The sequence below is a fragment of the Streptomyces sp. NPDC043176 genome, assembly GCF_056436715.1.
The window spans coordinates 330,945-344,228 of sequence record NZ_JBWKCA010000001.1 but is presented as its reverse complement, the minus strand read 5'-3'; the positions used below and the strand labels follow the sequence as shown (position 1 = coordinate 344,228).

The window sequence follows — 13,284 nt, the reverse complement described above, 5'->3', positions numbered from 1 at the left end:
CCGGCCCCGTGAACGGGACCGGCCGTCGGCGTGCCGTCGGTGCGTCAGCCGGAGACCGACGCCAGGTACGCGTTCGTCTTCTCCGGGTCGAAGAAGAAGTTCTCGAAGTCGGCGGGGTCGTTGAAGCCGTTGGCGAAGCGGTCGGCGACGGGCTGGAGCCCGCCGGCGGCGCCGAGGAGGTTGAGGACGTGCTCCGGCGGCGGGGCCAGCATGGCGTTCGTCCACTTGGTGACGTGCCGGGCCGTCTGCCAGTAGCGCTCGAAGGCACCCTGCATCCACTCCTCGTCGAAGGGCCGGTCGCCGTGCTCGACGATGGCGGCGAGGTACGCGGCGGCGCACTTGGCCGCCGAGTTGGAGCCCTGGCCGGTGATCGGGTCGTTGGCGACGACGACGTCGGCGACGCCGAGGACCAGGCCGCCGCCGGGCAGCCGGCCGATCGGGTTGCGGACGGTCGGCGCGTACCGGCCGGCGAGGGTGCCGCCCGCGTCGGTCAGTTCGACCTTGGTGGCCCGGGCGTACTCCCAGGGCGTGAACCGCTCCATCAGCTCCAGCGTCAGCGCCAGGTGCTCGGAGGGGTCCTTGACGCCCTGGAAGACGTCGAGCGGACCGCCGGGGACGCCCTCCCAGAAGAGGATGTCGGCACGGCCGCCGGTGGTGAGCGTCGGCATGACGAACAGCTCGCCGACGCCCGGCACCACGTTGCAGCGGACCGCGTCGAAGTCGGGGTGCTCGGGGCGCGGGCCGAGGCCGTGGACGTACGCGACGGCGAGGGCGCGCTGCGGCTCGGCGTACGGCGAGCGGGACGCGTCCCGGCCGAACATGGAGACCAGCTCGCCCTTGCCGGCGGCGACGAGCACCAGGTCGTAGCTGCGGGAGAAGTAGTCCAGGTCGCCGACGGCCACGCCGTGTATCACCAGCTGGCCGCCGCGCTGGGCGAAGGTCTCCATCCAGCCGGCCATCTTCACGCGCTGGTCGACGGACTGGGCGAACCCGTCGAGCCGGCCCACCCAGTCGATCACGCGGGCGGAGTCGGGGCCCGCGACCGAGACGCCGAGGCCCTCGATCCGGGGCGCCTGGGACTCCCAGAAGTCGAGGCCGAGGTCCCGCTCGTGCTGGAGCGCGGTGTCGAACATGCACTGGGTGGACATGACCCGGCCGGACCGGATCTCGTCCGCCGTCCGGTTCGACATGAGCGTGACCTCGTACCCCTGGGACTGGAGGCCGAGGGCGAGCTGGAGGCCGGACTGTCCGGCGCCGACTATGAGTATCTTCCGCATGGGTGGTGCTCCTGGCGACTGTGAGCGAGGGGGAGTGCTATTCGGGGGTGGCTTCGAGCGCGTGCGCGACCATCGCGAGCAGGCTCTCGACGACGCTGTAGCGCTTGCGCGCGTCCATGATCACCACGGGTACGTGCGGAGGGACGGTCAGGGCCTCCCTGACGTCCTCCGCCTCGAACACCTCGGTGCCCTCGAAGTGGTTGACGGCCACGATGTACGGCAGCCCGCAGCTCTCGAAGTAGTCCAGGGCCGGGAAGCAGTCCGTGAGCCGCCGGGTGTCGGCCAGCACGATCGCGCCGATCGCACCGCGCACCAGGTCGTCCCACATGAACCAGAAGCGCTGCTGCCCCGGCGTGCCGAAGACGTACAGCACCAGGTCGTTGTCGAGCGTGATCCGGCCGAAGTCCATCGCGACCGTGGTGGTGAGCTTGTCCGGGGTGGCGGTGAGGTCGTCGGTCTCCTCGCTCGCCTGGGTCATCAGCGCCTCGGTCTGGAGCGGGGTGATCTCCGAGACCGCGCGGACGAAGGTGGTCTTGCCGACGCCGAAGCCGCCCGCGACGACTATCTTCGTCGCGATCGGGGCGCGGGTGTGGTCGAGCTGCCAGTCCTGGGCGCCGTCCTCGGCGTCCGGTCCGGCCGGGTCCGGTCCGGACGCGCCCGGTGCGGAAGGACCGGTCCGGGGCTGCGCGGGAATGCCCGCGACCGCCGGTGATTCGGAGACGGCGGAGGCGTCAGAGACGACGGAGTCCACTCAGCACCCTTTCGAGGAGCGCGCGGTCGGGCTGGCCGGTGCCGTGACCGGTCCCGTACACACGGATCTTTCCCTGGTCGGCCAGGTCGCTGAGCAGCACCCGGACGACCCCCAACGGCATCTTGAGGAGCGCCGAGATCTCCGCGACCGTCCGCATCCGGCGGCAGATCTCGACGATGGCGCGCATCTCCGGCATCAGCCCGCGGGCCGCGGGCCCGCCGTCCGTCAGGACCTTGCGGACGGCCGGCGCTTCGAGCGCCGCCACGAAGGTCTCGACGAGCAGGACGTGCCCGAAGCGGGTGCGGCCGCCGGTCAGCGAGTACGGGCGCACGCGCGCGGGGCGCCGTCCCTCGCCCCGGACCGGCAGCCGGTGGACCTGTGAGGCCGAGGACATCGCCGTCACCGGGGGCCCTCCATCGACTTGCGCAGCTCGCTGCGGACCTCGGGCGTGAGGACGTGTCCGGCGCGGCCCACGAAGAGCGCCATGTGGTACGCCACGACGCTCATGTCGCAGTCGGGCGTGGCGTGCACGCCGAGCAGCGATCCGTCGCTGATCGACATCACGAAGACGCTGCCCTCCTCCATCGCCACCATGGTCTGCTTGACCCCGCCGCCGTCCATCAGCCGGGCGGCGCCGATGGTGAGGCTGCCGATCCCGGAGACGATGGTGGCCAGGTCGGCGCTGGAGCCGCGCGGCCCGCCCGGGCGGGCGGGGTCGGCGGCGGTCGTCGTGGTCTGCTGGGCAGCCGGGTCGGACGACAGCAGGAGCAGACCGTCGGAGGAGACGACGGCCACCGAGCGGACGCCGGGCACCTCCTCGACCAGATTGCCCAGCAGCCATTGCAGGTTGCGGGCCTCCGTGCTCAGTCCGAACGTTCCCGTCGCGGTCAACTGCGTGCCTCCTCGACTGTGTCCCCCGTCGTCTCCTCTGTACGTGCAGTCCTTATGGCCTCGGTCCGGGCCGTGTCCATCGGCTCCGCCTCCAACTCGGCCTCCACGTCGCGCCGTCCGGCCTTGGCTCCCTGGTGGAAGCCACCGAGACGCCGGCGCAGGGCCTCCGCGTCCACGCTGCCCTTACGGGTGGTGGCGGCGGCGTCGGGCTGACGGACCACCTGCGGGGTGCGCTTCGGCAGCCCCTTGTCCGTGACCCGCTCCCACTGGGCCGGGCGCGGCCCGGGAACCCCCGGGTCGACGGCCGGCTCCGGTGCCGGAGCCGTGGCGGCCGGGTCCTCCGCCCGGTGGGTCGCCTCGCCGTGCTCCACCGCGCGCTCGTGCGCGTCCGGCTCGGGCGGCGGGTCGGGCAGCCGCACCTGGAGCGTGGTCTCGGAGACGGACTCCCCGAGGGGCGCGGGCTCGTACCGGGCCTCGGGCTCGGGCTCGCAGGCCGGCTCGGGTGCCGGTTCCGGGGTGTACGCCGGTTCCGGGGCCGGCTCGTACCGCGCCTCGGGCTCGGGCTCGTAGGCCGGCTCGGGCTCGTACACCGGCTCGGGTTCCGGTTCCGGGGTGCGCTCGGTCATCTCGCCGGCCGCCTCCGCGGCGAGGACGGCCCGCTCGGCGGCCTCCACGAGGGGGTCGCGGGTGCGGGACGGCAGGGTGTTGGAGTTCGCCTCCGCGACCGAGCCGGGAAGGTGGATCGTGGGGGCCGTGCCCGCCACCCGTACGGGAGGGGACACGGCGGCCGGCGGGGCGGTGGGCAGCAGGGGCAGCGGGAGGACGACGACGGCCGCCGTGCCGCCCTGCTGCTGCTCGCGGAGCTCGACGCGGACACCGTGGCGGGCGGCGAGCAGGGCGATGACCCGCATGCCGAGCCCCTCGCCGTCGAAGGCGTCCGGGTCCGCGTCGGCCAGCCGGGCGTTCAGCTCGGCGAACCGCGAGGAGGTCATGCCGATGCCGGCGTCCTGGACGGAGAGCATCACCTCGCCGCTCTCCAGGAGCCAGCCGGAGAGCTGGACCTCGGCGTCGGGCGGCGAGAAGGAGGTGGCGTTCTCCAGGAGCTCCGCGACGAGGTGGCTCAGGTCGTCCGCGGCGAAGCCGGCGACCTGGGCGTGCGGCGGCAGGGACTGGATGGTGACCCGCTCGTACCGCTCGATCTCGCTGACGGCGGCGCGCAGCACGTCGACCAGCGGGACGGGCCCGGCGTGCCCGTGGACGTGCTCGTGGCCGGCGAGGACGAGCAGGTTCTCGCTGTGGCGGCGCATGACGGTCGCCAGGTGGTCGAGCTTGAAGAGGGTGCCGAGGCGGTCCGGGTCCTGCTCGCGCTCCTCCAGCTTCTCGATGACGCCGAGCTGGCGCTCGACGAGCCCGAGGCTGCGCAGCGAGAGGTTGACGAAGGTGTGGTGGACGGTGTTCCGGAGCCGTTCGAGGTCGGCGGTGAGCAGGGCGACGCGGCCCTGGAGGTCCGCGCGCTGGGCGGCGAGTTCGGCGCCGACGGCCTCCTTGGCCGCGACGAGGTCGGTCCGCTCGTCGGTGAGCCGTTCGGCCTGCCCGGCGAGGCCCGCGAGCTTGCCGTGCAAGGTGTTGAGGGAGCGGACGACCTGCGCGAACTCGTCGTTGCGGCCGGTGAAGCGGACCTGCTCCTCGGTGTGCGGCGCGGGCGCCGCGGCCAGCCGGGCGGCGCCGATGCGGAGGACGGCGAGGGGCCGGGTGAGGGTGCGGGCGACGTAGGTGGAGATGCCGATCGCGACCAGGAAGCAGCCGCCGAGGAAGGCGAGGCGCAGTTCGAGGGCGGTGACGTCGTCGTCGCGGAGCACGCCGATCCGCTCGACGCGCCCGGCGGCGAGGGCGGACTCGACGCCGCGCATCTGCTCGATGCGGGCGGAGAGGGCCGACTCCAGGCCGGCCGGGTCGGTCGCGCGCTCGGCCTCGGTGAGCCGGGGCTGGTCGGTGAGGGAGGCGAGGAAGCGCTGGGCGCTCTTGACGTCGGGGCCGGTGACGGTGGCGGCGAGCGAGTCGCGGGCGGCGGCCCCGGCGGCCTGGTCGAAGTCGCCGAGGGCGGCGAGTTCGCGGACGCGGGCCTGCTGGGCGGCGGCGCTGAGGAGGTCGCGGGCGCGCTCGGCCTCCTCGGCGCCTTCGGGCACGTCGGGGACGTAGGTGCCGGACTCGGAGTCGTAGTGGACGTCGCCGGTGGGCTCCGGCTGCGGCACGGAGAGTGCGGCGAGGAGCAGGCCGCGGGTGGCGGAGGCCTGTTCGACGGCGCGGCCGAGGGCGGCCGGGGCGCGGGTGGCCTCGGTGAGCGAGGCGTCGGCGGCGCGGGCCGGGGTCTTGTCGGCGAGCTCGTCGGCGAGGACCTGGAGCTTGCCGATGACGTCCGAGTACGCCTTGTGGGCCTCCAGGGCCGTGCCCTTGCCGGTGAGGGCGGTGCGGCGGATGGAGGGCACTCCGGCGAGGTCCCGGCGGAGTTCGGTGGGTGCGGCGGGCCGGATCTCGTCGATCTGCCGGTCGACGCGGGTGGACCGGGTGTCGGTGATCTGCCGCCGGTGCTTGGCGTCGCCGGTCTGCGCGTCGCGGCCCGCGGCGATGTACGCGACGACCTCGTCGCGCTCGTCGGCGAGGGAGTGCGCCAGGGTGACGGCCTGCCGGTCGAGTTCGGCGAGGGTGACCAGACGCTGGGAGTCGGTCAGCTCGGCTGAGGCGGCGAGGACCGCGGGGGCCCCGGCGGCGAGTACGGTGACGCCGACGAGGGCGACACCGGCGACCAGGCGGTTGCGGACGCGCTTGGTGCGGCCTGCGGGGGTCTGCTGCGCCGGTGGCGTCGCCGCGGCGTCCGGGACCGGCTCCGCACCGGGGGCCTGGCTCCGCGTGCCGTTGTTGCTCCGAGGCCGCTTCTTCTGCACCGGTGCTCGCATTCTTGACTCGTCCGCCCACAAAGCAGAGGTGACGACCGGTCACATGGAGCGCCCCCACCCCTGGTACGGCTTCCGACCATTCCAGCGCTTCTGGGAAGGAGGCGCGCATCGGCCGCTCCGCCACCCGAACGAGTGAACAACACTCAGTAGTTGGCGAACAACTTCTCCGGGCCCGTTTCGCGGGTCCCGGCGGGGCGCCGGTTGGATCTTCCGGGCGGGCTTTGGCAGGATGCCCGCCCGCAGCTCTCCGGAGGTGCCCGTTCCGCCTCACGCGCCGCGGCCGCATGCTTGGTACAGGCCATTTCCGGTCATTTGCAGGTCCCGTGAAGGAGGACGCGGCCGCCGGACGGGGGGCGGGCACACTGGGACGCATGCGCAGCGACGTCGCCTCACTCCCCGGCAGCCCCGAACGCCCCAACGAGGACTGGGTGGCAGCCGCTCTGCCCGGTTCGGGGGGCGGGGGAACCGTGGTCCTGCTCGACGGCGTCACACCACCCGCCGGTGATGGCGGTTGTGTGCACGGCGTGCCGTGGTTCACCGCGCGGCTCGGCGGGGCTTTGACCGAACTGTCCGCTTCTCGACCGGACATGCCCCTGTCCGAGATCCTGTCGCACGCCATCCGGCGCACCGCGGAAGCCCACCGGCACTCCTGTGACCTTTCTCACGTGCGAACGCCTCAGGCGACCGTCGTCCTCGCCCGCTGGGACGAGGCCTCGGTCGAGCATCTCGTCCTGTCCGACTCCGCCCTCCTCCTGGAGGAGCCGGACGGCACGGTCCGGGCGGTCCTCGACGACCGGCTCGACCGGGTCCCCGACGCGGTCCGGCGTTCGCTGGAGGCGACGGACCGGCTTCGCAATCGGGAGGGCGGATTCTTCACCGCCGCGGCCGACCCCGCGGTCGCGGAGCGGGCGATCACCGGTACGACCCCCCGCGCGCGGGTACGCGCCCTGGCGGCGCTCACGGACGGGGCGAGCCGCTGGGTGGAGCTGTTCGGCGCGGGCGACTGGACGGCCTGCCTCGGCGTCCTGCGCGAGGAGGGCGCGGTCGGTCTCCTGGGCCGAGTGCGGGACCTGGAGGCGGCCGACGCGCGGGCGGGCGGCACGCACCGCTGGAAGCGGCACGACGACGCCACGGCGGCGTACGTGGAACTCGGCGCCCCCGGCCGGCGCCGGTCCGGCTGACCGGGACCGGACGACCGGCCAGGCCGCGGCCGGATGGCGGCCGGCGGCGGGGCCCGTCGTGCGGGAGGGCGGTGAGGCCGCCGGGCAGAGGACGGCCGGCGGCGGGACCCGTCGTGCGGGAGGACGCCGATTCGGCCGAGGCCGGGTGGCGGGCCCGTCGTGCGGAGGGCGGCCGGCGGCGGGGCCCGTCGTGCGGGAGGGCGGTGAGGCCGCCGGGCGGGCCCGGCTCAGCCTTCCGCCCGTACGTTGAAGTGGTGCAGCAGTCGCGCCAGTTCCGCGACCTCCCCGCGGTCCCAGTCGACCAGCTTGCGCACGTACCGCTCGCGCCGCGCGTCACGCACGTGCCGGAAGCGGTCCCGGCCCTCCTCCGTGAGGCGCACCAGGGAGGCGCGCCCGTCGGCGGGGTCCGGGTCCCGGACGACGAGCCCGAGGACCTCCAGGGCCCTCAGCTGACGGCTCATCGTCGCCTTCCCGACCCCGAAGTAGCCGGCGAGTTCGGTGGCGCGCTGCGGCCCGGCCTCGTCGAGCCGGACGAAGAGGCCGTAGGCCGCGGGCTCCAGTTCGGGGTGCACCTCCCGCGCCATCTCCCCCGACTGTGCCCGTGCCCGGCGCAGGAACACCGCCAGCTCGCGTTCGAGCGCCAGGAACTCGGGGTCCACGCCGGGCGCCTCGCTCCGTCCGCGCCCGGCCGCGCCCCCGGCGGCCCGGCCGTCGCTTCCCGTACCGCTTCCGTGCACGTCAGCACCTCCCACGTGTCCTCCGGCGGCTGTCCGGTGGCCGGGCCGCCGGTTTCCGGCGGCTGAAAGTTTCTTCCCGCCGCGGCCATCGCCGCAGCTCCTCCAGTATTTCGCAGGCGTAGACCAACGGCGGCGATCGGGCCCCCTTCCGCCGGGTGGTCTACGTGCGTAGCGTCGTGCCCGGCGCCGGGATGACATGTCCATTCCATGACCCGTCGGCACCCTGCGCCCGCTCCCCCAACAGAGCTCCCCCCACCGAGCCTTTCGGAGGCACGCAATGCGTGTGCACAGATCCGGAACGACCCTCGCCGGCGCGGCCCTCGCGACGCTGGCCCTGCTCCTGCCCCTCGCCGGATCCGCCGGCGCCGCCCAGGACCCGGGCGCCCGGGCCGTCCCCGAACGCGGTTCCGCGTACATGGGCATGGGCGTGATCGCGCACGACGGCAAGGGCGTGAAGCCCGGCGGCGCCACCACCCTGGCCACCCAGACGGAGGGCGTGGACGTCTCCAGCCACAACGGCAACGTGGCCTGGTCCACGCTGTGGAACAGCGGGGTCAGGTGGGCCTACGTCAAGGCGACGGAAGGCACGTACTACAAGAACACGTACTTCACCCAGCAGTACAACGGCTCCTACAACGTGGGCATGATCCGCGGCACGTACCACTTCGCCACCCCGGACACCGCGAGCGGCGCCGCCCAGGCCGACTACTTCGTGAACAACGGCGGCGGCTGGTCGAAGGACGGGAAGACCCTGCCGGGGGTGCTCGACATCGAGTGGAACCCGTACGGCGCGACCTGCTACGGCAAGACGGCGTCCGGGATGGTCGCCTGGATCCAGGACTTCGTGAACCGCTACCGGTACCGGACCGGCCGCGACCCGGTGATCTACACGGCGACGAGCTGGTGGAAGCAGTGCACCGGCAACTCGGCGGCCTTCGCCGGCACCAATCCGCTCTGGATCGCGCGGTACGCCTCCGAGGTCGGCGAACTCCCGGCCGGCTGGCCGTACTACACGATCTGGCAGTACACCTCCTCCGGCCCGACGGTCGGCGACCACAACCACTTCAACGGCGACTACTCGCGCGTACAGGCGCTCGCGAACGGCTGACCAGCCCCTCCGCGCGTCCACCGGTCCGCGGCGGCTCCCCGGGGGTACGGCACCCCGGGGGCCGCCGCGGCTTTTTCGCACCACCCCCTTGCTCATTGGTATGGACCAATGCGAGGCTCTACGCCGGTCGCCGGGAAGACAACTCCCCTGCGGCCGACGCGTGTTGCTCGTCCCGTACTCCCCACGCACGAGAGAGAGCCCCCGCATGGCCTCCTACCGCCGCACCTCCGCCGTCACCGCGGCCACCCTGTCCGCCGCCGCGCTCGTCACCCTCACCCCGACGACGGCCGTCGCCCACGGAGCCGTCTTCAACCCCGTCAGCCGGGTGGCCGCCTGCTACGCCGAGGGCCCCGAGACGCCCAAGTCCCAGGTGTGCAAGGACCTCGTCGCCGACTCCGGCACCCAGCCGCTGTACGACTGGAACGAGGTCAACATCGCCAACGCCGACGGGCAGCACCAGGCGCTCATCCCGGACGGCAAGCTCTGCTCGGCGAACCGCGCCAAGTACCGCGCCCTGGACTGGGCGCGCACCGACTGGCCCGCGACGGCCGTCGCCGCCGGCTCCTTCGACTTCAGGGTCCGGGTCACCGCGCCCCACTCGGGCACCATGACGGTCTACATCACCAAGCCCGGCTTCGACCCGACGCAGCCGCTCAAGTGGTCCGACCTGGACGCCACCCCCGTCGCCGTCCACCCCACCACCCGGACCTCGACCGACGGCTACTACGACTTCACCGGCAACCTGCCGGCCCGCACCGGCCGCCACATCGTCTACAAGGTGTGGCAGCGCAGCGACAGTCCCGAGGCGTTCTACAGCTGCTCGGACGTCACCTTCGGCGGCACGGCGGCGGGCACGGCCACCGGCACGCGGGCCACCGCCCCGACCGAGGCGAAGATCGCGGCGGGCGCCGAGCTCTCCACCGTGAGCCACGCGGGCCACGGCGGCGACGAGCAGGCCCCGGTCCTCTCCGCGGATGCGGCCGGATCCCCCTCCAGCCCGCTCCCCCTGGCCCTGGCGGGCGCGGGCGCCCTCGCCGTCTTCGCCGCCGGCAGCCTCCTCCTGGGCCGCCGCCGAGACTCGTCCGCCTCCTGACGCCCCCGGTGACACCGGAGGCCCCGGCCGTCACCGGCCGCCTCCGGCCCCCACCAGGTGCCCCGGGCACCCCGGGGCATCCGGTCACCGGGTGTCCCGGCGTCCCCTAGGAGACGGACGAACCGAGCGGGAAGAGGGCGGTGAGCCGGGGTGTCGCCATCCCCTCCGGCGCGGACGCCCACGGCGCCTCGCCCTCTTCCCGCTCTCCCCGCTCCTCCGCGAGTTCCTCGACCGCGTCGAGGAACTCGTCCCCCTCGTCGTCCTCCTGCCCGGTCAGCTCGTCGAACGCGTCCTGCGCGACGTAGTCGAGCTCCTCCCACTCGGGCCACTCGTCGTCCTGCCAGGTGTCCCGGTGGCGGCCGGCGAGCGCCCGCACCGCGGGCAGGTCGGCCAGCGCGTCCGGGTCGGCGAGGACCGACTCGTACACCTCGCGCCCCTGCCCCACCAGCCAGAGCGTGAAGTAGTGGAAGCCGTCGTCCGAGCAGCCGCCCTCGACCCGGTTCGCCGCCGTCCACAGCGCGCGGGTGTCGGCGGCCTCGCAGGCCTCCTCAAGGAACACCTGGAACGCCACGCTCTCGACCGCCGGACGCCGTGTCAGCTCCGCCCGCAGCCACTCCAGCCGCTCGTCCCGGTCACCGGGACGGCGGCTCAACTCGTCGATGAGAGCCCAGAAGGCGTCGTCGTTCATGTGTACGAGGATGCCAGCCCCGACTGACATCCGTGCACGCCGGAGCGGGGTGCCCCGAGGGACACCCCGCTCACGAGGGGGTTACGCGGCCACGCCCACCGGCACCTCCGCCGGGGCCAGCGCGATCTCCAGCACCTGCCGGACGTCCGTCACCGGGTGGACCTCCAGCTTCTCCAGGATCTCGGCCGGGACGTCGTCCAGGTCGGCCTCGTTCCGCTTGGGGATCACGACCGTGGTGATGCCCGCCCGGTGCGCGGCGAGGAGCTTCTGCTTCACGCCGCCGATCGGCAGCACCCGGCCGGTGAGGGAGACCTCTCCGGTCATGGCCACGTCCGTGCGGACCAGGCGCCCGCTCAGCAGGGACGCGAGTGCGGTCGTCATGGTGACGCCCGCGCTCGGGCCGTCCTTGGGGACGGCACCCGCCGGGAAGTGGATGTGCACGCCGCGGTCCTTGAGACCGGTGACGGGCAGCTCGAGCTCCGCACCGTGCGAGCGGAGGAAGGAGAGCGCGATCTGCGCGGACTCCTTCATCACGTCGCCCAGCTGGCCGGTGAGGGTCAGCCCGGCGGCGCCGGTCTCCGGGTCGGCGAGGGACGCCTCGACGAAGAGCACGTCACCGCCCGCCCCGGTGACCGCGAGGCCGGTGGCCACGCCCGGCACGGCCGTGCGCCGCTCGGCCGGGTCCTGGGCGGACTCGGGCACGTGGTGCGGCCGGCCGATGAGTTCCCGCAGGTCCTCCGGGGTGACCGTGAACGGCAGCTCGCGGTCGCCGAGTTCGTGCTGGGCCGTGACCTTCCGCAGCAGCCGGGCGATCGACCGCTCCAGGGTGCGGACGCCCGCCTCCCGGGTGTACTCGCCGGCCAGCTTCCGCAGCGCGGCCTCCTCCAGGACGACCTCGCCGGACTCCAGGCCGGCCCGCTCCAGCTGGCGCGGGAGCAGGTGGTCGCGGGCGATGACGACCTTCTCGTCCTCCGTGTAGCCGTCGAGCCTGACCAGCTCCATGCGGTCGAGGAGCGCCTCGGGGATGGCCTCGAGGACGTTGGCCGTGGCGAGGAAGACGACGTCGGAGAGGTCGAGCTCGACCTCCAGGTAGTGGTCGCGGAAGGTGTGGTTCTGCGCCGGGTCGAGGACTTCGAGCAGCGCCGCCGCCGGGTCGCCCCGGAAGTCGGAGCCGACCTTGTCGATCTCGTCGAGCAGGACCACCGGGTTCATGGACCCGGCCTCCTTGATGGCGCGGACGATCCGGCCGGGCAGCGCGCCGACGTAGGTCCGCCGGTGGCCGCGGATCTCGGCCTCGTCCCGTACGCCGCCGAGGGCGACCCGGACGAACTCGCGGCCCATGGCGTGGGCGACGCTCTGTCCCAGGCTCGTCTTTCCCACGCCGGGCGGGCCGACCAGGGCCAGCACGGCTCCGCCGCGGCGGCCGCCGACGACGCCGAGGCCGCGGTCGGAGCGCCGCTTGCGCACGGCGAGGTACTCGGTGATGCGTTCCTTCACGTCGTCGAGGCCGGCGTGCTCGGCGTCGAGGACGGCGCGGGCGCCCCGGATGTCGTAGCGGTCCTCGGTCCGCTCGTTCCACGGCAGTTCGAGGACGGTGTCGAGCCAGGTGCGGATCCAGGAGCCCTCGGGGGACTGGTCGCTGGACCGCTCCAGCTTCTCGACCTCCTTGAGGGCGGCCTCGCGGACCTTCTCGGGCAGGTCGGCGGCCTCCACGCGGGCGCGGTAGTCGTCGGACTCGTCGCCCTCGGCCTCGCCGTTGAGGTCACGGAGCTCCTTGCGCACGGCTTCGAGCTGGCGGCGGAGCAGGAACTCGCGCTGCTGCTTGTCGACGCCCTCCTGGACGTCCTTGGCGATGGTCTCGGCGACGTCCTGCTCGGCGAGGTGCTCGCGGAGCTGGGCGGTGGCGAGCTTGAGGCGGGCGACCGGGTCGGCGGCCTCCAGGAGCGCGACCTTCTGCTCGACGGTGAGGAAGGGCGAGTAACCGGAGTTGTCGGCGAGCGCGCCGACGCCGTCGATCTGCTGGACGCGGTCGACGACCTGCCAGGCCCCGCGCTTCTTGAGCCAGCTGGTGGCGAGCGCCTTGTACTCCTTGACCAGTTCGGTCACCGAGCCGGGCAGCGGGTCGGGCAGGGTCTCCTCGACCGTGCTGCCCTCCACCCACAGGGCCGCGCCGGGGCCGGTGGTGCCGGCGCCGATGCGGACGCGGCCGATGCCGCGGATGAGGGCGCCGGGGTCGCCGTCGGAGAGGCGCCCCACCTGCTCGACGACGCCGAGGACGCCGGTCGCGGCGTAGGTCCCGTCGACGCGGGGCACGAGCAGCACCCGCGGCTTTCCGGCTCCGGGTCGCACGGCGGCCTGGGCGGCCTCGACGGCGGCCCGTACGTCGTTGTCGGACAGGTCGAGCGGCACCACCATGCCGGGCAGCACGACCTCGTCGTCGAGCGGCAGCACGGGCAGAGTGAGCGGCACGGACGCCATGGACTCAGAAGCCATGATCTCCCCTTCGGCAGTCAAGTTGAGCTGTACCGACTCAATGCACCTGAGCCCAGGAATGTTCCCGGACGTTCGTTCGCTCTGAGCGATCACCCTCCCGCGAGCGCGTGG

General features: G+C 73.6%; 11 protein-coding genes. 3 read left to right on the top strand and 8 right to left on the bottom strand.

Features of this window, described 5'->3' with window-relative positions:
* Positions 1 to 44: 44 nt before the first annotated feature.
* Genes AC067A_RS01585 through AC067A_RS01565 form a run of 5 tightly spaced genes read right to left on the bottom strand, consistent with a single transcriptional unit; the run spans position 45 to position 5,873 of the window.
* Complete coding sequence (locus AC067A_RS01585; RefSeq protein WP_478612976.1) at positions 45 to 1,277, bottom strand: styrene monooxygenase/indole monooxygenase family protein; 1,233 nt, start codon at positions 1,275 to 1,277, stop codon at positions 45 to 47.
* 37 nt (positions 1,278 to 1,314) lie between these two features.
* A complete protein-coding gene (locus AC067A_RS01580; protein ID WP_478612974.1) occupies positions 1,315 to 2,028 on the bottom strand; it encodes a GTP-binding protein in 714 nt (237 codons plus the stop codon).
* A complete protein-coding gene (locus tag AC067A_RS01575) occupies positions 2,009 to 2,422 on the bottom strand; it encodes a DUF742 domain-containing protein (RefSeq protein ID WP_478613500.1) in 414 nt (137 codons plus the stop codon). The genes AC067A_RS01580 and AC067A_RS01575 overlap by 20 nt, the downstream gene beginning before the upstream one ends.
* Positions 2,423 to 2,427: 5 nt before the next feature.
* On the bottom strand, positions 2,428 to 2,919 hold the full coding sequence (locus AC067A_RS01570; protein WP_478612971.1) for a roadblock/LC7 domain-containing protein: 492 nt from the start codon (positions 2,917 to 2,919) through the stop codon (positions 2,428 to 2,430).
* Positions 2,916 to 5,873, bottom strand: a complete 2,958-nt coding sequence (locus AC067A_RS01565) for a sensor histidine kinase (protein WP_478612968.1) — start codon at positions 5,871 to 5,873, stop codon at positions 2,916 to 2,918. Before AC067A_RS01565 ends, AC067A_RS01570 begins: the two co-directional genes overlap by 4 nt.
* Before the next feature lie 371 nt (positions 5,874 to 6,244).
* On the opposite strand from AC067A_RS01565, the gene AC067A_RS01560 reads away from it, so the two are divergent.
* A complete protein-coding gene (locus AC067A_RS01560) occupies positions 6,245 to 7,054 on the top strand; it encodes a hypothetical protein (protein ID WP_478612966.1) in 810 nt (269 codons plus the stop codon).
* A gap of 227 nt (positions 7,055 to 7,281) precedes the next feature.
* Here the strand turns inward: AC067A_RS01560 and AC067A_RS01555 are convergent, their stop codons facing one another.
* A complete protein-coding gene (locus tag AC067A_RS01555) occupies positions 7,282 to 7,791 on the bottom strand; it encodes a MarR family winged helix-turn-helix transcriptional regulator (RefSeq protein ID WP_478612963.1) in 510 nt (169 codons plus the stop codon).
* A 277-nt stretch (positions 7,792 to 8,068) separates the two neighbouring features.
* On the opposite strand from AC067A_RS01555, the gene AC067A_RS01550 reads away from it, so the two are divergent.
* Positions 8,069 to 8,899 (top strand): lysozyme, encoded by an 831-nt coding sequence (locus AC067A_RS01550; RefSeq protein ID WP_478612960.1) that lies wholly within the window; start codon positions 8,069 to 8,071, stop codon positions 8,897 to 8,899.
* Positions 8,900 to 9,104: 205 nt separating this feature from the next.
* Positions 9,105 to 9,992 (top strand): lytic polysaccharide monooxygenase auxiliary activity family 9 protein, encoded by an 888-nt coding sequence (locus tag AC067A_RS01545; protein ID WP_478612957.1) that lies wholly within the window; start codon positions 9,105 to 9,107, stop codon positions 9,990 to 9,992.
* A 106-nt stretch (positions 9,993 to 10,098) separates the two neighbouring features.
* Here AC067A_RS01545 and AC067A_RS01540 read toward each other — a convergent pair whose 3' ends face one another.
* Complete coding sequence (locus tag AC067A_RS01540) at positions 10,099 to 10,680, bottom strand: DUF4240 domain-containing protein (protein WP_478612954.1); 582 nt, start codon at positions 10,678 to 10,680, stop codon at positions 10,099 to 10,101.
* 81 nt (positions 10,681 to 10,761) lie between these two features.
* Positions 10,762 to 13,173 (bottom strand): endopeptidase La, encoded by a 2,412-nt coding sequence (lon, locus tag AC067A_RS01535; RefSeq protein ID WP_478612952.1) that lies wholly within the window; start codon positions 13,171 to 13,173, stop codon positions 10,762 to 10,764.
* Between the last annotated feature and the right edge of the window lie 111 nt (positions 13,174 to 13,284).